The organism is Arthrobacter sp. ok909 (assembly GCF_900104405.1).
GTDB lineage: Bacteria > Actinomycetota > Actinomycetes > Actinomycetales > Micrococcaceae > Arthrobacter > Arthrobacter humicola.
Genome location: NZ_FNJS01000019.1, coordinates 57,021 through 75,932, shown reverse-complemented (window position 1 = coordinate 75,932; position 18,912 = coordinate 57,021). Strand labels below are relative to the sequence as shown.

General features: G+C 67.4%; 18 protein-coding genes and 1 tRNA gene. 7 read left to right on the top strand and 12 right to left on the bottom strand.

Annotated features, from left to right (window positions below; translation table 11 throughout):
* Positions 1-8: 8 nt before the first annotated feature.
* Positions 9-842, bottom strand: a complete 834-nt coding sequence (locus BLR03_RS15355; protein ID WP_091254205.1) for an undecaprenyl-diphosphate phosphatase — start codon at positions 840-842, stop codon at positions 9-11.
* 52 nt (positions 843-894) lie between these two features.
* On the opposite strand from BLR03_RS15355, the gene BLR03_RS15350 reads away from it, so the two are divergent.
* Positions 895-1,830: an aldo/keto reductase gene (locus BLR03_RS15350; protein WP_091254202.1), complete on the top strand. Its 936-nt coding sequence runs from the start codon at positions 895-897 to the stop codon at positions 1,828-1,830.
* Between the two features lie 68 nt (positions 1,831-1,898).
* On the opposite strand, the gene BLR03_RS15345 is transcribed toward BLR03_RS15350, so the two are convergent.
* Positions 1,899-2,174, bottom strand: coding sequence for a hypothetical protein (locus BLR03_RS15345; RefSeq protein WP_091254200.1), 276 nt, complete (start codon positions 2,172-2,174; stop codon positions 1,899-1,901).
* Positions 2,175-2,213: 39 nt separating this feature from the next.
* Here BLR03_RS15345 and BLR03_RS15340 point away from each other — a divergent pair, with 39 nt between their 5' ends.
* Complete coding sequence (locus tag BLR03_RS15340) at positions 2,214-2,447, top strand: DUF5703 family protein (RefSeq protein WP_018772920.1); 234 nt, start codon at positions 2,214-2,216, stop codon at positions 2,445-2,447.
* Positions 2,448-2,480: 33 nt separating this feature from the next.
* On the opposite strand, the gene BLR03_RS15335 is transcribed toward BLR03_RS15340, so the two are convergent.
* Together BLR03_RS15335 and BLR03_RS15330 are read right to left on the bottom strand one after the other, a co-directional pair.
* Positions 2,481-3,644 (bottom strand): acyl-CoA dehydrogenase family protein, encoded by a 1,164-nt coding sequence (locus BLR03_RS15335; RefSeq protein ID WP_091254197.1) that lies wholly within the window; start codon positions 3,642-3,644, stop codon positions 2,481-2,483.
* 14 nt (positions 3,645-3,658) lie between these two features.
* A complete protein-coding gene (locus BLR03_RS15330) occupies positions 3,659-4,975 on the bottom strand; it encodes a M20/M25/M40 family metallo-hydrolase (RefSeq protein WP_091254195.1) in 1,317 nt (438 codons plus the stop codon).
* 164 nt (positions 4,976-5,139) lie between these two features.
* Here BLR03_RS15330 and BLR03_RS15325 point away from each other — a divergent pair.
* A tRNA-Leu gene (locus tag BLR03_RS15325) sits at positions 5,140-5,222 on the top strand.
* Between the two features lie 52 nt (positions 5,223-5,274).
* Here the strand turns inward: BLR03_RS15325 and BLR03_RS15320 are convergent.
* The 4 genes from BLR03_RS15320 to BLR03_RS15305 form a co-directional block, all read right to left on the bottom strand.
* The gene (locus BLR03_RS15320) at positions 5,275-6,039 is read right to left on the bottom strand and encodes a S1 family peptidase (protein WP_175460575.1); all 765 of its coding nucleotides are present in this window, start codon (positions 6,037-6,039) and stop codon (positions 5,275-5,277) included.
* 236 nt (positions 6,040-6,275) lie between these two features.
* Complete coding sequence (locus BLR03_RS15315) at positions 6,276-7,013, bottom strand: TM2 domain-containing protein (protein WP_254788527.1); 738 nt, start codon at positions 7,011-7,013, stop codon at positions 6,276-6,278.
* Between the two features lie 163 nt (positions 7,014-7,176).
* Positions 7,177-8,289 carry an AI-2E family transporter gene (locus BLR03_RS15310; protein ID WP_091254191.1) on the bottom strand — a complete coding sequence of 371 codons (1,113 nt, stop codon included), beginning with the start codon at positions 8,287-8,289 and terminating at the stop codon, positions 7,177-7,179.
* A 28-nt stretch (positions 8,290-8,317) separates the two neighbouring features.
* A complete protein-coding gene (locus tag BLR03_RS15305; RefSeq protein WP_091254188.1) occupies positions 8,318-9,835 on the bottom strand; it encodes a CYTH and CHAD domain-containing protein in 1,518 nt (505 codons plus the stop codon).
* Positions 9,836-10,075: 240 nt separating this feature from the next.
* Between BLR03_RS15305 and BLR03_RS15300 the strand changes: the two genes are divergently transcribed.
* Positions 10,076-10,345, top strand: a complete 270-nt coding sequence (locus tag BLR03_RS15300; RefSeq protein WP_091254185.1) for a PALP domain-containing protein — start codon at positions 10,076-10,078, stop codon at positions 10,343-10,345.
* Between the two features lie 141 nt (positions 10,346-10,486).
* Here the strand turns inward: BLR03_RS15300 and malQ are convergent, their stop codons facing one another.
* Positions 10,487-12,700: a 4-alpha-glucanotransferase gene (gene malQ / locus BLR03_RS15295; protein ID WP_091254182.1), complete on the bottom strand. Its 2,214-nt coding sequence runs from the start codon at positions 12,698-12,700 to the stop codon at positions 10,487-10,489.
* A 9-nt stretch (positions 12,701-12,709) separates the two neighbouring features.
* Positions 12,710-13,267 (bottom strand): hemerythrin domain-containing protein, encoded by a 558-nt coding sequence (locus BLR03_RS15290; RefSeq protein WP_091254179.1) that lies wholly within the window; start codon positions 13,265-13,267, stop codon positions 12,710-12,712.
* A gap of 230 nt (positions 13,268-13,497) precedes the next feature.
* Between BLR03_RS15290 and BLR03_RS15285 the strand changes: the two genes are divergently transcribed.
* The 3 genes from BLR03_RS15285 to BLR03_RS15275 all read left to right on the top strand — a co-directional run bounded on the left by BLR03_RS15285 (position 13,498) and on the right by BLR03_RS15275 (position 16,564).
* Positions 13,498-14,286, top strand: a complete 789-nt coding sequence (locus tag BLR03_RS15285; protein WP_091254176.1) for a M50 family metallopeptidase — start codon at positions 13,498-13,500, stop codon at positions 14,284-14,286.
* A 9-nt stretch (positions 14,287-14,295) separates the two neighbouring features.
* Positions 14,296-15,363 (top strand): glutathione S-transferase family protein, encoded by a 1,068-nt coding sequence (locus BLR03_RS15280; RefSeq protein ID WP_091254173.1) that lies wholly within the window; start codon positions 14,296-14,298, stop codon positions 15,361-15,363.
* Between the two features lie 70 nt (positions 15,364-15,433).
* Complete coding sequence (locus BLR03_RS15275) at positions 15,434-16,564, top strand: FUSC family protein (protein ID WP_091254170.1); 1,131 nt, start codon at positions 15,434-15,436, stop codon at positions 16,562-16,564.
* A gap of 95 nt (positions 16,565-16,659) precedes the next feature.
* On the opposite strand, the gene BLR03_RS15270 is transcribed toward BLR03_RS15275, so the two are convergent.
* The gene (locus BLR03_RS15270; RefSeq protein WP_091254167.1) at positions 16,660-17,574 is read right to left on the bottom strand and encodes a MaoC/PaaZ C-terminal domain-containing protein; all 915 of its coding nucleotides are present in this window, start codon (positions 17,572-17,574) and stop codon (positions 16,660-16,662) included.
* A complete protein-coding gene (locus BLR03_RS15265) occupies positions 17,571-18,911 on the bottom strand; it encodes a 3-oxoacyl-ACP reductase (protein WP_091254163.1) in 1,341 nt (446 codons plus the stop codon). Before BLR03_RS15265 ends, BLR03_RS15270 begins: the two co-directional genes overlap by 4 nt.
* Between the last annotated feature and the right edge of the window lies 1 nt (position 18,912).

Here is an 18,912-nt window from a genome sequence, read left to right as displayed (position 1 = left end):
GCCTAGTGCTAGGCGCTGATGACATTGAAACCGAGCAGCAGGTATAGGGACAGGCCCAGGAGGATCCGGTACCAGACGAACAGGCGGTAGCCGCGGGTCGAGACGTACTTCAGGAACCAACCGATGATGACATAGCCCACAGCGAAGGCGATGACGGTGGCCAGGGCCGTTTCCGGGAGGCCGTACGGACCGGTGATGCCTTCCTTGGAGACGACTTTGTACAGCTGGTACAGGCCGCTGCCGAAGACAGCGGGGATGGCCAGCAGGAACGAGTATCGGGCCGCCGCTTCACGCGTGTAGCCCATCAGGAGGCCGGCGCTGATCGTGCCGCCGGAGCGGGACACGCCGGGGAATAGGGCCAGGGCCTGGGCGAGGCCGTAATAGAGGCCGTGTTTGTAGGTCAGTTGCGTGAGGTCGCGGTCCTGCTTGCCGACCGTGTCGGCCACGGCCAGGACCATGCCGAACAAGATCAGCATGGTCGCGACGCCCCACAGGCTGCGGAGCACCGATTCGATCTGGTCCTGGAAGAGCAGGCCGAGGACGATGATCGGGATGCTGCCCAAGATGACGAGCCAGCCCATGCGCGCGTCCGGGTCCTGGCGGGACACTTTGCCTGAGAGCGAGCCGGCCCAGGCGCGGATGATCCGCAGGATGTCGCGCCAGAAATAGACGATCACCGCCGTCTCGGTGCCCAGTTGCGTGATGGCCGTAAAGGCCGCGCCGGGGTCGGCCGCGTTCGGGAGGAAAGCACCGACAATCCGCAGATGGGCGCTCGAGGAGATCGGGAGGAACTCGGTCAGTCCCTGTACGAGGCCCAGCAGAGCCGCTTGTATCCAGTTCACGTTTATAGACCCTACGTTATGAAGCAGCCCGAATCCCCGTAAGCTTGCTGACATGCAGCAGCGTTATGTCGGCAACAGTGGGTTGCGCGTGTCCGCCCTTTCCCTTGGCACCATGTCCTGGGCCCGGGAAACCGAGGAACAGGATGCCGCCGCCCTGCTGCGGGCCTTCGTCGATGGCGGCGGGACGCTGATCGATACCGCGGCTTCCTACGCCGACGGGCAGGCCGAGGCCATGCTCGGCGCTATGCTGGGCGACGTCGTCGCCCGCTCCGAGGTGGTGATCTCCACGAAAGCCGGCCTGACCACGACGGACGGGCGCCGCAGCGTCGACACGTCCCGCAACGGGATGCTTTCGGGTCTTGATGCGAGCCTGGCGCGGCTGGGAACGGACTATGTGGACCTGTGGTTCGCGCATGCCTGGGACCCCAACGTGCCGCTCGAGGAAACCCTTTCCGCCCTTGACTTTGCGGTACGTTCCGGCCGGGCCCGTTACGTCGGCGTTTCCAACTTCAACGGCTGGCAGACGGCTAAGGCAGCCGCGATCGCGGGCTTTCCCCTGGTGGCCAACCAGTCCGAATATTCTCTCCTGCAGCGCACCGCGGAGATTGAGCTGATTCCGGCGATCGAGGACGCAGGGCTTGGTCTCATGGCCTGGGGTCCGCTGGGACGGGGTGTCCTGAGCGGAAAATACCGGGGTCACATCCCCGCCGACTCCCGGGCCGCCCAGCAGCGGCTCGCCACGTATGTCGAGCCCTATCTCGAGTCGCCGGCGTCCAGCGTGGTCGAGGCGGTCGCCATGGCGGCGAAGGGGCTTGGCCGGACGGCCCTGGACGTGTCGCTGAGCTGGCTCTTGTCCCAGCAGGGGGTGGCCACCGCCGTCGTCGGCGCACGGACCCCGGTGCAGCTCAAGGAGATCCTGGACGCGACACTTGCGCCGCTCCCGCCGGAGATCGCGCAGGCGCTCGAAGACGTCTCCGACCCCGCCTAAGGGCTGTCGGGGCGCCTTCTGCTAACCGTGGGCGCCGGCCCGGGCGGACTCGACCACGTTCTAGGGGTTTAGTTCTCTGAGTTCTGCAGGATTTCGAGGTCTTCTTCGTCGTCGACGTCCTCGTCGTCCTCGTCCTCTTCGTCGCCGTCGATCACTTCGAGGGGCGTCACTTCGCCGTACGCTTCGTACAGGGCGTCGTCGTAGACTTCAAAGGCATCAGCAACGGCGAAAAACGCCGCTTCGACCGCGGGATCCCCGTCACTCCTGCGGGCGGAGACGGCCGCCAGGTGTTCTTCCAGTGCAGAGGTCAGGGATTGAAGCGCGACACGCGGATCGATGCTCATGACTTCACGTTAGCCGGAAAAAGACGAAAATGGAGAGCAATGAAAGAACATTTTCTGAGTAGCTCGGTCCGGCGGGAACGGGACTATGTCAAGCAGTACGAGTACCTCGTCCTGACGGTCGGTCCTGAGGATTCTCTGCCCGAGGCCCGGCGCCGGCTCGTGGAGCATTCCGAGTACGGCAAATGGGAGCTGGAGCGCAGCCGCCTCTATGTGGGCGGCGGACGCCGCTTCTGGTTGCGCCGCAAGGTCATCCAGGTCCAGCGCACCGTCTAGGACCCCCCCGGGCCGCTCCAGGCCGTGTCCAGCTCAGGGCGTGTCCAGCGGACCCAGCCAGGCGTTCGCCACGGTGTTGTGCGCTGATTCGTCGTCCGACGGATGGAACATGCCGGCGAGCACATCCCGGTACAGCCGCTCCAGCTCGGAGCCGCGGAAGTAGCTGGAGCCGCCGGACACCCGGATGGCGAGATCCACCACGGTCCGGGCGGTTTCCGTCGCCCGGACCTTGAGGCCCACGAGCCGGGGGAACCACTGGCTGCCCAGGTCCGCGAGTTCGTCGACGTCGGCTGCCACACGGGACAGCTGCGGGTAGAGCGCATCCATGGCCATCGCCGCTTCTGCCACCTTCCAGCGGATATCCGGATCCTGGGCGTAACTGCGGCCGCCGTTCTTGAAGGATGTCCGGCGCTTCACGGCCTCCACCCCGAGCGTGAGGGCCCGTTCCCCGATGCCCGTGTACACCGCTGCAAGCAAGGTCTCGAAGCAGGCAAAGATCGCGAAAATCAAGGGGTCCGCGTTGGGACCCACCGGAAGTTTCCGGAAGATCCGCTCCGCCGGCACGACGGCACCGTCCAGGACCGTCGTATTGGACTGGCTGGCCCGCATGCCGAGGGTGTCCCAGTCGGGCAGGATCTCGTACCCGGGCGTGTTCCGGGTGATGAATCCGTGGACCAGTTCCCCGGCACCGTCCGCGGCGGAGGCGTCCTTCCCGAAGATCCCCAGCCGGGTCCACGCCGGGGACAGGCTCGTGAAGATCTTGCGGCCGGTGAAGCTGTAGCCGCCGTCGGGCAAGGGGGCGGCCTCGGTGCGGGAATCGAACAGCACGGAGTCGTTCCCGGCCTCCGAATTCCCGAAAGCGAAGACCTCCCCCTGTGCCGCCTCCTTGAGGACGAAATCCAGTGAGGAGTCGCCCCGGGCGGCCAGGACGTGCGCGACGCCGGTCCACACCAGGTGCATGTTGACCGCCAGCGCGGTGGCGGGCGCCGCCGTCGCGAGCCGGCGTTGCAGCTGCGCCGCATCGGCCAGTCCGAGTCCCAGGCCGCCGTCGGAGGCGGGGACGAAGATCTTCAGGTAACCGGCCGCCGTCAGATCCGCGAGGTCTTCGTGAAAGAAGGCGTTGTCGCGGTCATAGCCGGCGGCCCGGCCGCGGATCCGGTCCAGCAGCGGCTCCGCAAGGATGTCCTCGGGCGTCATGGCGGTGCGTCCGCTCAGTAGTTGGTGAGCAGGGTGTTGAGCACCCGCGCACCGAACTTCAGGGAATCAGCCGGGACGCGCTCGTCCACGCCGTGGAACATGCCGGTGAAGTCGAGCTCGTCCGGAAGCATCAGCGGGGCAAAACCGTAACCGGTGATGCCGAGCCGGCTCAGGGACTTGTTGTCCGTTCCGCCGGAGAGCGTGTAGGGCAGGACCTTGGCGCCGGGATCCTCGGAGTGCAGGGCGTCGATCATTGAATCGACAAGGTTCCCGGCAAACGGCACTTCCAGTGAGACGTCGTTGTGCACGTAGCTGATGTCCACACCGGTCCCGGCGAGTTCGCGGACGATCTCCAGCACATGCTCCTCCTGCCCGGGCAGGGTGCGGCAGTCGATGAGGGCCTCGGCGGATTCCGGGATGACGTTGTGCTTGTAGCCGCCCTTGAGCAGCGTGGGGTTGGTGGTGTTCTGCAGCGTGGCGCCGACGAACCGGGCGACGGTACCGAGTTCCTTGAGGATCTTGTCCGGATCGTCCGGATCGAATTCGACGCCCGTGAGTTCGGTCACACCGTCGAGGAACTGCCGCGTGGTGGGAGTGAGTTCGATCGGCCAGTTGTAGGCACCGATCCGGGAGACCGCGCCGGCGAGCCGCGTCACGGCGTTGTCGGTGTTGATCTGGGAACCGTGGCCCGCGCGGCCGTGGGCAACGAGGCGGAGCCAGGAGAGGCCCTTCTCGGCCGTCTGGAGCAGATATGTGCGCTGCCCGCCGATGGTCGCTGAGAAACCGCCGACCTCGGAGATCGCCTCCGTGGCGCCCTCAAAGAGTTCGGGCCGTTTGTCGACGGCGTAGCGGGCCCCGTAGGTCCCGCCGGCTTCCTCGTCGGCGAAGAACGCGAAGACGATGTCGCGCTTGGGCTTGCGGCCCGTGCGGGCGAAGTTGCGCAGCACGGACAGGATCATGGCGTCCATGTCCTTCATGTCCACCGCGCCGCGTCCCCAGATCAGGCCGTCTTTGAGTTCGGCGCCGAAGGGGTCCACCGACCACTGCTCGCGGAGGGCCGGCACCACATCCAGGTGGCCGTGAACCACGAGGGCGCTGGCGGAGGGGTCCTCCCCCGCCAGCCGGGTCACCACGCTGGCCCGTCCCGGGGCCGCCTCGAAGATTTCGGCGTCCAGCCCGACTTCGGCCATGAGCCCGGCGGTGTACTCGGCGGCCGCGCGTTCACCGGGGCCGGAGCCGTCGCCGTAGTTGGATGTATCGATCCGGATCAGCTCCTGGCAGATCCTGACGACCTCGTCCTCGGGCCTGATGTCGGTCCGGTTGTCAGTCATAGCGGCTCCTCGTGGCGGGTGGCTCAATTGCTTGCTTCAGCCTACCCACACCACCCCCGCTGACCCCGATTATTTGTTTCCGGAAAAGTCGTGCTAGAGTCTTTCTCGCTGCTTCCGAGAAAAGCAAAACGCTGAAAGGCGAAACGAACTCGGAATTACCACCTGCGCGGGTGGCGGAATGGCAGACGCGCTAGCTTGAGGTGCTAGTCCTCGAAAGGGGGTGGGGGTTCAAGTCCCCCTCCGCGCACAACGGGAAACACCCTGGAATCCAAGGATTCCAGGGTGTTTTTTTGTGCAACTCAGACTCCGCTCTGGGTCGCCCGGATCCAGGATGACTCGTACGGGATGGACGTCGATAAGTCGAGGTACTTCGCCGCCGGCGGGTCTTCGTAGGCGGAGATGATCCCGACAAGCTTGAGAACGCCGTCTTCCGTCCGCAGCACCGGCCCCCCGCTGTCGCCGTGGTTGGCAGATTTGGCGCGCGAGAAGGTGCAGAAACTCCATTCCCCGGTGATGGACGAACAGGACCCGGAGGCGACTACTCTCGTGGACATCGCCGCGAGGCTGGCCGGCAGGCCGAGAGGGCAGCTTTGATGGCTGAGGAACGGGTCTCCGAGGCAACCGTAGCCGGCTAGCACGACACTGGTGTTCGCCGGAGGATTCACTGTGGCCAGCGGAATTGGCGCTTCAGCCACGGGATGCGCCAGATGGAGTACGCCAATGTCGTTCCTGAGCAAGGACTCGTTGAAACCCGGGTGGACAATCAGCCCTCCCTGCGCGACCGGGACCGGTACGGTGAATTGCCCGGGGTGAGATCCATAGTGGAACGTGACGTCCGCTGTTCGTGGCGTTCCGCCGTTGTAGTGAAGGCAGTGAGCGGCAGTGACGACCGCATAGGAGCTGATCAAGGCGCCGCTGCAGGTAGCGACGGCACCATTGGGATATACAAGCTGGATTCTCACGGCCCACGGGTATTTGTTGGGGCTGAGGATGGTTCCGTTGTAGATGGCCTGGGCCGGTGGCGCGACCCCAAGGAGGCCAGCGAGGATCAGGACGACGGCCACCAGAGCGGCTCTCCATCGAGGACGCGGACTTTCCGTCGATGGTGCACTGGCCGGTGCGTGGTGCTGTATGCCGATGTCGGGCATGGCGGTTCTCCGTCAAGCAGGTACGGACAATAGCCGGTCGGGGCCGGCCTGTCCGGTTTGCGATATGGGTGTGCACTGCCCCAGCCACAGGCCATCACTGTGCGCCCGTTGCTTACCCGGAGTCAAGGTACGAAGAAAACCGACCGGTTGCCCTACCCGGGGAGCCGGTATTCCTGGGCCGTGAGGTGCCAGATGGTGCCGGTGGTGCTGACTATCAGCGTGTACGTCCCCGGGGCCAGGGTGAGGCCGATCGCCCCGGCGCCGGCCTTGACCAGGGACAGCACGGTGAGCGCCGGCCCTTTCACGGGTTGGAGGTAGGCGACGGCGGCCCCGGTGAAGGTGTACTCGATGTGGAGCTTGCCGGTTACGGTCACGACCGGCCCGGGGGGTTTCGTGGCCGAGGCCTCCGCGACGGTGACCCACTCTTTCGCCGGTGGCGGCGGGACCGGGTGCAGCAGCGCGTTTACGGCGGTGACAGTGGCGGTGACAGTCCCGGTGACGGGGGCCGCGGTGACGCAGACCAGCGCACCCGCGAGGGCGCCGACCAGGACAATTGAGGCCGTGCGCAGGCCGCGTCGCAGGGGGTCAGTCCCGACCAACGGCATTGATGCACCGTCGGCGGCGTATGCGTCGGTGATCCGGAACAGGTCAATGAGCCACCAGATGCCGGCGCCGCCGAGCGTCAACAGCTTCAGGGTGCCCGTGACAGGCCGGTGGAGGTAGAACCGGTCCGCGCCCGTGAAGCCCAGGAACAATGCCAGCAGCCACGCGGTGCGCAGGGAGCGCCGCGGCGGCATATCACCTTCGAAGAAAAGCCCGTACTGCTCGGCCAGGGGCATATCCCGATTCTGGACCAGCCACGCCGGGATGTCCACGGCGGAGCCTTTCATGCCCTGCTATCAGCGGCTCCTAAGGCTGGTTCTGGCGACCGTAATGATCGGCGGAGCCCTGGGCTACCTCATGGGCGCGATCTTCGTTCCGGCCATCCACACGTCCGGTATGTCGATCATCGAAGCAAACGCGGCCGCTGACGCTTTCACCAACGGCACTCACTTACTCAAGGGGCTCTCCGTCCGGCAGCTCTGGTACCGGCATCTCCGGTCCGGGCAGCTGATCTCTTTCGGTCCACGTCTTGAGGACGGTCCAGGCGACGGCGGTGATCGGAACGGCCAGCAGCGCGCCGACGATTCCGGCGAGGATGGTGCCGGCGGCCAGGACGAGCAGGATGGCGAGCCCGTGGATGCTGAGCACCTTGCCCATCAGGACCGGCTGCAGGAAGTGGTGTTCGAGCTGGTTCACCGCGATGACGATGGCGAGGACGATCAGCGCCTGGATGGGACCGTTGGAGATCAGCGCGACGGCGATCGCCAGGGTGCCTGCGACTGTGGCACCGACGATGGGGATGAATCCGCCCATGAAGATGAACACACCCAGCGGGAGGGCCAGCGGAACTCCCATAACGGCGAGGGCGATCCCGACGGTGAGGCCGTCGATTGCGGCGACGATGGCAGTGCCGCGGACGTACCCGCCCAGGACGGCGGTGCTGCGGTCTGCGGCCAGGCGGGCCCTGGCGCGGTGGTCCGCGGGAAGGAAGCCGATGAGAAAGGTCCGGATCTCAAGGCCGTCCTTGAGGAAAAAGAACAAGGTCACGACCATCAGTAACGCGCCGGTGAAGATTTCCCCCACGGTCCGTGCCCCGGTGAGGGCTTCTGCGCCGAAGGTGCTGGAAGTGAGGAACACCCGGGCAGAGTCGATGGCTGCGGTGATCTGTCGGTCGGTGACGGGGACTGGCCCGTTATTCAGGAAGGCATGCAGTTGGTCAATCCCCGCAGCGGCGCGGGCTGAGAGCTCTGCCCACTGGTTGTTCACCAGGAAAACGATGCCCGTGATGATGCCTCCGACGACTGCGAGGATGGCCACGAAGGAGGCAACGACGGCGAGGGCGCGCGGCCAGGCATGCCCGGTGAGCCAGCGGACCAGCGGGGAAATCGCTGCAGCCAGGATGACGGCGATCAGGACCGGGATGATGACAAGCGGGATGCTGGTGGCCGCCCAGATGATCGCGTAGGCAAGGGCAGCCACCGCCAGGGCCTGGACGGCGCGGATGCTCGCGCGGCCGAGTCCGTCTGACCAGATGGCCGGCAAGCCGGTGCGGGGTTCGGTCATAGGGGCTCTCTGTGGTTGGGAACGGTGTCTAGTTCCAGTGGAGAGGCTCCGGCCTGGACTTCCGCCACGCGCGGTAGAAGCTGGCGCGGGCTTCCTCGCCGCGCTGCTGCTCCAGCGCGTGCAGGCGCCCATAGCTGAATCCGTTGCCCCCGCCCGCCGCGGTCCGCGCTGCCAGCATTCGAAGGGTTTCCCGGATTACGACGCTGTCCTGGAGGCCTCCGAGGATCTCCTGGATGCCTTCCGCGGCTTGAGCAAGAGACGTTGCCTGCTTGCCGAAAATCGGGGATGCCGCCTCGGCGGCATAGCGCAACCGCTTGGCGCATTTCCGCACTTCATGCAGCGCGGCATCCTCCGGCGCCGTTCCCGTGGCGCTGATCGCGGCGCGAACGGCTTTCTTCAACCGTTTGCGTTCAGCCGAGACGAGCAGGCCAATTGTCCGCCGTGCATCCCGGCCCGCAGCGTCCGTAAGCGGCGGCCCGGCAATGAGGGCATCGAGGGAATCGAGGAGGCGGAAGTAGCGGTCGCTGTCCAGCGCCGCTAATCCTGCAGCATGGGCCTGGTGATAGGTGGCGCCAAGGTTCTCCTCAATCTGCTGCGCAACCGGACCCATCAACAGCTCAGCGGGCTCGGCACTCATCAGGTCCTTCAGCCTGGCCCGCATGACTTCGGTGTCGCGCGCCTCACCAACAGCGCCGGCCAGCCACTGGAGCTCGGCCCTCAGGAACCGGAGCGACGTGGCGTCCATGAGCTTCCGGAACGACGCCAGCGCCGACCGCAACCGGCGCGCGGCCACCCGCAGCTGATGCACGGCGTCCGGCTCGTCAGTGCGGACACCCGGATCGTGTTCCTTCAGGGCCCGAACCTGTTGGGCCAGGTACAACAACAGGACGTCCGACGCCGGCCCGTGCCGGCGCGGGTTGGGCACCGTTGCGGGACTCACGGGTACGTTCGAACCGAGTGCCCTGGCCAGCTTGGACGGCAGGGCGGCAACGGGGACTCCGTCCGCGGCGAGCACATCATCCGCGTCCGCCAGCAGCTGTCTGGTGCCGTCGACGAGTTCAATTTCCCATTCCCGCCACCGCGACGTTTCCGCGGGGGTCAGGAAGGTTTGCGCCTCCACACTGTCGTCGCTGAACGTGGCCAGGACCGTGCCTTGGGCGGAATACAGGGGAATCGAGTTCCGCCGGGTCTGGAGCCGTGCGACCGGCACCAGCCCGTGACTCCGGGCATGAACCTGCACCAACTGACGCAGACGCTCCGGGACCGGACCCTCATCGCTTCCAAGCGGTTCCGTGATTTCACGGCGTCCCTCCGCGGCGAGTGGAAGCTTCAGGTGCCACCCCGCATCCTGGCCTCCGGTGCGCCGCCGCAGGGTGATCCGCTGAGCGGCCAGCGCCAGTTCTTCGGTGTCGAAATAGACAGCGTCCAGTTCCTCGATGGCGGGCTCGCCCACGCGGTCTACTCCCGGAAGCGCTGCCAGTGGCGGAAGGGCAGCGGACTCCGCCGGGCTGTACTTGTGTTCCACCTCGGTTATGTCGGCGGCCATGCTTCATTGTAGGAATTTCCACGCGCGTCCGGCCTGTGCCCAAAGGCCCATATCGCAGGAGAGTCTCCGGGAAACCCGGCGCTGAAGTCGGGTGGGCCATCCTGTGGAGCTCGGCCATTCAGAAGGCAGGCAGACCCCGGCGGCTGCGGCAAGAAAATAGTCTTGCCCGGATATGGTGCGGCGAGTAGCCTTCGGCGCAGTGGGCCTGCGGACCGCTGGCCCCCTAAGAGAGGATGCGCCATGCCAACCATAATCGGCCACCACGACATCAAGGACAAGGATCATTGGCTTGCCTCACCCAAGCGCGAAGAGGTGTTCGGCCCTCTGGGCGTCACCAACATCCGCACGTTCGTCGACCCGCAGAACCCCAAGCACGTCGCGGTGATGATGGATGTTCCTGACTTGGACGCATTCATGGCTGCGATGCAAGGCGAAGGAATGGGCGAGGCGATGGCCTACGACGGCGTACTGCCCGAGACCCTGGTCTTGCTCGTCGAGGACAAGGCTTAGCTTCACCGGAGCGATGAAAGCCGGGGGCACTCGGACGTGGCGAAGCTCCGACCAAATAGCGGTTGACCGGAGCTTCGGGACCATTATGGACACCCCTTCCTGTGTGTAGGCCCGGAAAACCTGGTCTACTGGTTGAGCAGATCACTCATCAGTGGCGCAATGGAGTGCCCTCCGGACCGTACCCAGGAGGGACAGGAAGCGCTCATTGGCCGGCAGGTCATCGATCAGGACGACGCCCTCGGGCCCGGCCAGCGGGATGCGCCAATTCGGATACTCGGTGCTGGTGCCCGGCTGGTTCTGGGTCCGCGACTCCCCCACGGCGTCCACGAGCGCCACGCCGAGCAGCGCGGACGGTGCCAGCGCCGTGTAGGCATAGAGCGCCTCGACCGTCGTCCGGACATCCGTGCCGTCCGTGCCGCCGCCTTCCGGCAGTAATCCGCGGGCCCGGACCTGCGCCAGGACGGCCTCCTGCTCGGCCGCTGCCTCGGCGCGTTCCTCATCCACGGGACGCCCCAACAGCCCCAGCGATTCCCGCAAGGTGACGTGCTCACCGGCGAGGTAGCCCGCCGTCGGGGGAAGATCGTGCGTGTTCACGCTCGTCAGGCATTGCTGGCGGTAGTGTTCCGGCGGGATAGGGCCATTCGCGTCATGTTCGAACCAGAGGATCGAGGTGCCGAGGATCCCCCGTTCGGCCAGATAATCACGGACCCAGGGTTCGAACACGCCCAGATCCTCACCGATCACGATCGCCCCGGCGCGTTGAGCCTCCAGCGCGAGGATGCCGATGAGGGCTTCGTGGTCGTAATAGACGTAGGTGCCGTTGCCCGGGCCGGCGCCCTCGGGGATCCACCAGAGCCGGAACAGGCCCAGGATGTGGTCCACGCGGATGCCTCCGGCGTGCCGCAGCACAGTCCGGAGCATGTCGCGGTAGGCGGCGTAGCCGGATTCGGCGAGCCTGCCCGGATGCCACGGCGGCTGGGACCAGTTCTGGCCCTGTTGGTTGAACATGTCCGGCGGTGCGCCCACGCTCACGCCCCGGGCCAGGACGCCGGCCAGGGTCCAGGCGTCGGCCCCGCCGGGTTTCACGCCGACCGCCAGGTCATGGACTATGCCGATCTCCATCCCTGCCTGATGCGCCGAGCGCTGTGCCGCCTCGAGCTGCTGGTCGCAGAGCCACTGGAGCCAGCGGTGGAAATCCATCCGGGCGGCGAGCGTTGAACGCTGCTCGGCACAGTACGGCGAATCCGGGTGTGCCGCGGCCCCGGCCCACTCCGGCGCCGACGGCGGCAGTTGTTCGGCGAGCGCACACCACAGCGCAAAGTCCTCGAGTCCCTGTCCTTGCTCGGCGCAGAAGTCGGCGAACTGCCGGTTGCGGGCTGGTCCCCGACGGACCGCATGCACGAGTTCCAGGGCGGCCAGCTTCGCCGCGTAGGCCGCGTTGCGGTCCAACAGGTCCCGGGACTGGTTTGCTGCCTGCAGGCTCGCGGCCAGACGCGCTACCTCGGTCCGACCGGGTGCGTCCAGGTATCCGTATTCCGGGATTTCCTCGACCCGCAGGTAGAGGGGATTGAAAAAGCGCCGTGTGGTGGGCAGGTACGGCGAGTCTTCCACGGGCGGTACCGGTTCGGCGGCGTGCAGGGGGTTGACCAGGACAAAGCCGGCCCCCTGCTCGCCTGCGACGACGGCGAGGTCGGTGAGGTCTGCAAAGTCGCCAATCCCCCACGACCGGGCGGACCGCACAGAGTAGAGCTGGGCCGTCAGCCCCCACGAGCGACGACCGGCGAGCCGGGCCGAGGTCCGGAGCCGGCCCGGCGTCACGATCAGCGGACACTGGGCCAGCGTGCCGTCGGCGTCCGCCCTCAGGGTATGCCAGCCAAGGCCAATGTGGCCGGGGACGGCAAAGGTCGCACGGCCGGTGAGGACGCCGTCGACGTCGACAGGCTCTTCCCAGTTCTCCTGCTGGGCGGCCTCGTGCCTGCTGCCGTCCTCGGCGTCGATCCAGACACGGACGCGGCTTCCGTGCGGGACGTGGACATCGACGCGGACATCGCGTCCCTCCCCCGGCACCCCCTCCCTGAGAACAACGACCGGCGGGAGGATGCGCCGCCACGGCGCCAGCCGGGACTCCGCCAGCGAGCGTTGCTGCTCCGCAATCCCGTTGGCCGGGACTCCCAAGGCTCCCAGGACGTCCCGGAGCGTGTCCGGGGACACGGAACGCTCTATGCCGTCCCAGCCCCAGTACGTCGTGCCGACGCCATGGGCCGCGGCAAGTTCGCGCAGGAGTTCGTCTGTGGTGTCTGTGTGCCCGGGGAGCACGGAGTAGTCGGGGTTCTCGTGGTGCGTACGGTCCGCCATGCGCCCACTCTAGACGCTGCCCCCGCGGGCCGCGCCCCCTCCATGGATGTGGGATTCACCTACTAGTTCTTCGAGCCCCTCGACGGCGACCGCCAGCGACAGGTCCGGGTGCCCCACAAGGAACGGCAGCAGGAGCCGGTTCTCCTTCTCCAGATGCACGGCGAAGAGGCCCCGCAGGGTGCCGGCCGCGACGGCGGCGTCCACGCCACCGGCTCCGCGCAATTGGTCGATCGCCCCAGCTATCGCCTGATGCTCGGCCAGCAGGGCCGCGACGAGCAGCCGGGCCTCCGGTGTGCCTTCCGCTCCCCCGTACAGCGGGCCCTCCTCGGCGAGCGCATGCGGGAGGAGGTCTGTTTCGCACCACTCCACGAGGACCTCGTGGGCTTCGTGTTCGGCGACGGTCTTGCCTGCCGTCACGGCGTGGATGAGAGCGTCGGTCAGGGCGACGAGGCGCTTGAGCATCGCCGTGTGATGGCTTTCGACCGCCTCGAGGGCACGGACTTCATTGGCCGCGTCCCCGGGCAGCGTGTTCCGCGGCGTTGCGGCCGCGGCGTCCGGATTGTCCATAGTGACTCCTGACTGGGCAGGATTGATGGTCGGATTCCACCTTACGGACACGAATGTCCGTGCGGACGGGTCTTTCGGCCCGTTCGTCCGCTCCGCCGCGTGTGTAGCGCACGGCCGCACCCGGCCTTGACCCGGACCCGTTTCGACGCCGTCGCAGCGTCCGCGCTAGCCTTGCACCCTATGGTTGACGACGAACGGTACCGGATCCTTCAGCACGCCTCGAGCAGGCCATGACCCGATTTCTCGTGCCCGGGGAACCGAACCTGGCCCAGACATGGTGGGAGCGGATCGTGGCCGGATTTGCTCACGCCCCCAGCCCGCACGTGACCAGCACCGAGCTCGCCATGGTGGTCCTGCTGGCCGTGGCCGTGTCCCTGCCCCGCCTCACCTGGCGCTACTTTGGACTGCTCGCCACGGTGACCCACGAACTCGGCCATGCCTTCGCCGCTCTCACCACCGGACAGCGGCTCGGCGGTATCCGTCTGGGCCTGGATCACTCCGGCACCACCACGACGTTCAGCAGGAGCCGTGCCTCCGCAGCCTGGTCCACCTTCTGGGGCTACCCCGTGCCCGCGGTCGTTGGCGCCGTGATGGTCTGGTGCGGTTTCAACGGCTGGGGCCCGGCGGCGATGTCCGTGGGAACCCTGATCCTCCTGGCGTCCTTCCTGTTCCTCCGCAACGGCACGGGCCTGCTCATCACCGCCGCCGCCGTGCTGGCCGCGGCGCTCCTGGTGCTGTTTGTGCCGCCGGTCTTCAACGGGCACGTCATGATCGTGTTGGGCCTGGCGCTCCTGGTCGCCGCCGTCAGGGACCTCGGCAAACTGGCAAACGTCCATCTCCGGCACCGTGACAGGATCACGACGTCGGACGCCTATCTGCTGGCCCGGGCCACCTCGGTCCCTGCCGCGGTGTGGATTATCCTCTTCGCGGCCGTGGTGGCTGCCGCCTGGTGGTTTGCGTGGCAGCCGATGGCGCCGGTGTTCACGGCCTTGTTCGGACACGTCATTTCCCCACCGTAGGCTGGGACCATGAGCCAGAGTACCCACACCGACGACCCCGGATTCAGCACCAAAGGCGCGTACGTGACCGGCGGCGCGGAATTCACCCGCGACACCAACTACATCGAGGACCGGATCACCCGGGACGGAGCCCCCGGCCGCAACGGCGAACCTGGCTGGCCCGTCGAGCCTGGGCGTTACCGGCTCATCGCAGCACGTGCCTGCCCGTGGGCCAACCGGACGGTGATCGTGCGCCGGCTCCTGGGCCTGGAGGACGTCATCTCGCTCGGCCAGCCCGGTCCCACCCACGATGCCCGGTCCTGGACCTTTGACCTCGACCCGGACGGCAAGGATCCGGTCCTCGGCATCGAGCGCATCCAGGAAGCCTACTTCCGCCGCTTCCCCGGCTACCCCCGCGGGATCACGGTCCCGGCGATCGTGGACGTCCCCACCGGGCAGGTCGTGACCAACAACTTCCCCCAGATCACGCTGGACTTCTCCACGGAATGGGTGCGGTACCACCGCCCCGGCGCGCCGGAGCTGTACCCGGATCATCTGCGGGAAGAAATAGACGCCGTCAACAAGCGCGTCTTTACGGAAGTGAACAACGGCGTCTACCGGTGCGGCTTTGCCGGTTCCCAGGAAGCCTACGACGCCGCCTACGACCGGCTCTGGACGGCCCTCGACTGGCTTGAGGAGCGCCTTGGCGGGCAACGGTACCTCGTGGGCGAGACCATCACCGAGGCAGACGTCCGGCTTTTCACCACTCTGGCGCGCTTCGACGCCGTGTACCACGGGCACTTCAAGTGCAACCGGCAGAAGCTCAGCGAGATGCCGGTGCTGTGGGCCTACGCGCGTGACCTCTTTCAGACCCCCGGGTTCGGGGACACCACCGACTTCGTGCAGATCAAGCAGCACTACTACATCGTCCACGAGGACATCAACCCCACCGGCGTTGTCCCGCGCGGCCCGGAGCTGGGCAACTGGCTCTCCGCCCACGGCCGCGAAGCTCTGGGGGGCCGGCCATTCGGCGACGGCACGCCGCCGGGACCGGTCCGCCCCGGGGAAGAGGTCACCCCGGGACACGGCGCGGACTGACCGGAAAACACTGTCCTGCCGGGGTTCGTCCATTTGTCGCAGCAATATCTCCAGCCTAGGGTGAGCCGGGATGACTACGACAGACGAGGCAACGCACACCGGAGGCCCCTCCTTGTTCCGGCGGCTCTGGCGGATCGTGGCCGGCAACGTGTCCTCGGCGCTGCTGTGGCCACGGCTGCAGCTGGCCATGAAGGCAGGACTGGCCGCGGGCGTTGCCTTCGCCATCGCCCCGCTGATGCCCGGCTCCGCGGCCGACTACCCCTATTACGCTCCGCTGGGCGCCCTGGTAGCGATGTACGAAAACGTCGCCGGCTCCATGAAGCAGGGGGTGCAGACGCTCGCGGGGCTGGCGATAGGGATTGGACTGGCCTTTGTGCTGTTCATCCTCGGCAGCCCGTCACCGCTGACGGTCGGGATCGTGATGGCCTTTGGTGTTGTCCTGGCCGGACTCCCGAAGATCGGCGCAGGCCGGGACTGGATCCCGACGGCGGCGCTTCTGGTCCTGCTCGTGGGCGGCCACAACCCGGACACGTTCTCCTTCGGGTACCTCTTCCAGATGGGCGTCGGAGTCACAGTGGGCATCATTGTGAACCTGCTGGTCTTCCCGCCCCTGCACTTCCGGGCCGCCGAGCTCAGCATCGCGGAACTGCGCCTGGCACTCGCCCAGCAGCTCCGGGACATGGCCACGGCGCTGAAGGAGAGCTGGCCGCCGGAACACGAGGACTGGTCCAAGCGGTCCGACTCGCTCGAAGCCTCCGCGCGCTCCGTACGGCTGGCCGTGGAGAAGGCGGACGCCAGCCGGCGGGCGAATCCCCGGCGCCGGCTCCACCCCCGGGACATCGAACTGGATTACCGCAACCTGCGGGACCTTGAGCGGGTGACCTTCCACGTCCAGGACGTGACGCAGGTGCTATCGGATGTCATCTGGGCCGAGGACACACCCTTTGTGGTGCCGGATGAATATACCGAGCCGCTTGCCGACGCCATGTCCGCCGTGGCTGACATCCTGCGCTCGATCGAGGAGGAGAGCCCGCAAGAGCAGTTGGAGCGGATTGAAGCGGCCGACTCTGCCGTCAAAGCGCTGACGGGACGGATCGGCGCCGGGGAAACGGCCACCGACGCCCCCAGCGCAGCCGAGTCGATCCTGATGAGCCTGCACCGGATGCTGCGGGTCGTGAAGTCCTCCTCGGCCAGCGACTGACGCACGGATACTCCGGCCGAAGGCCCGGACCATGACGGCGGGGTCCGTCCCCGTGCCGGGGGCGGGCGCCGCCGTCGTTCCTGGCCGGATACCGGCTAGGACAGCGCCGCGACGAAGCCGCTGAAGTGCCGCCGCCCGGACAACGGGTTCCACGCGACATAGTCGGAGCGCTGCCATGCCCCGCCGCCGGCCTGCGCGGTGCTGATGTCCAGTGCCACGCGGGCCGGCAGGAAGACCGGTGCCTCGAAGGCCACCTCCCAGCTGAACGAGTCCCCCTTGGCGGCACCGACGTCGGCCAGCGCCCGCGACGCGAGGTACATGCCATGGGCGAGGGACCGGCGCAGCCCCATGGCCTTGGCCGTCAGGACGCTGAGGTGAATGGGATTGAAGTCGCCGGACACGGCCGCGTAGGCGCGCCCGGTATCGACGCCCAGCTGCCAGATCGCCGTAGGATCCGGTGCCGAGAACGGCGGCGGCGTTACCGGCACCGACGGCTTGTCGATCCCGGGCACGAACACGCCCTTGGCCAGGTAGGTCGAGACCCCGCGCCAGCGGACTTCTTCCTGCCCGGCGGCGCGGACCTCCGCCACGACATCAAGCTGGGTGCCGGCCCTGTGTCCACGCAGGTTGTCCACCCGGGCACGGATGTCCAGAGCCTCGGTGAACAGGACCGGCGCGGACTGGACCACCGTGTTGCTCAGGTGGATCATGCCCAGCAGCGGCAGCGGAAAGTCGTCCCGGTTCATCACGCTCATGGCCAGCGGAAACGCCAGTGCATGGATGAATCCGGCGGGCAGGACATCGCTCGCGGTTTCACCGATCAGGTGCTGGTAGGCGGTCAGGTTGGTGACGTCGGCCCGCACGCCGCGGACTTCGTGGGTGTAAGGCGGCAGTTCGGTGCCGCCGTGGGTGCCCAGGACCCTGCGCCGCGCCGCGGTGGCCGCCGCGTTGACGTAGAGCTTGGACAGGGCCGGCATCTCCCCAAGGATGACGGTCCGGGAACTGCTCATGCGCCCACCAAATTCTGCCCGCAGACGCGCAGCACCTCTCCGGAAATCCCGCCGGCGGCGTCGCTGGCAAGGAACGCGATGGCCTCGGCGACGTCCCCCGGCTGACCGCCCTGTTGCAGGGAATTGAGCCGGCGGGCGATTTCGCGGGTGGCGAAGGGGATCCGGGCCGTCATTTCCGTTTCGATGAAGCCGGGAGCGACGGCGTTGATGGACCCGCCGCGCTCGCCGATGAGCGGCGCCGTGGCGCGGACCATGCCGATCACGCCGCCCTTGGACGCGGCATAGTTGGTCTGGCCGCGGTTGCCGGCGATCCCGCTTGTGGAGGCCACGGAGACGATCCGCGGCGAGTCGCGGAAGTGCTCCGAGGCCAGGAGGGCATCGTTGATCCGCAGCTGCGCGGCGATGTTGACAGCGATGACGGAGTTCCAGCGGCCCGCATCCATATTGGCCAGGAGCTTGTCACGGGTGATTCCGGCGTTGTGGATCACGATGTCCAGCCGGCCGTGGCGTGCCACGGCGTGGTCAATGATCCGCTGGCCGGCGTCGCTGTGGCTGATATCCAGCTGCAGAGCGGTTCCGTGGACCTCGTTGGCCACGGCCGCGAGATGGTCGCCCGCGGCCGGGATGTCGACGAGGATGAGCGTGGCGCCGTCGCGGTACAGGGTGCGGGCGATCGCCGCCCCGATGCCCCGGGCGGCGCCCGTCACCACTGCCACCTTGCCGGCCAGCGGCTTCTCGACGTCATCGGGCAGCTGACCGGCACCGGAGGTGACGGTCAGGAACTGCCCGTCCACGAATGCCGAGCGGCCGGACAGGAAGAACCTCAACGCCCCCAGCGTCCCGGGGCTGGTGGTGTCGGCGCCGTCGGCGAGCAGGATGCCGTTCCCTGTGGCGCCCGCGCGCAGTTCCTTCGCCAGCGACCGCAGGAGGCCGTCCACGCCGTGCCGGGCCGCCGCCGTCGCCGGCTCCGCCGCGGAGTCCGGCGTGCGGGAAACGGTGATGACACGGGCATTCGGGGCCAGGTCGCGCAGCGAGGTGGCCGCCGTGAGGACCGGGTGTTCCAGATCCTCGGGACGGGCCAACTCGTCCAGCACCAGGATGATGGCGCCGAGCTTCTCCTTCGGGATCGCGTGGCGCCGGACGTCGAGGTTCCATGCCAGGAGGGCCGCGGCCAGGCTGTCGGCGCCACTGGTGGAGCCCTGAACCAGGACCGGCCCCTCGATCAGGGGGGCACCGGGCCGGTACCGCCGGAGGGTCACCGGCTGCGGGAGCCCGAGCCGCTTGGCAATGTCCCGGCCGGGTCCGTGGCTGACGAACCGGATGTATGTGTCGCTCATC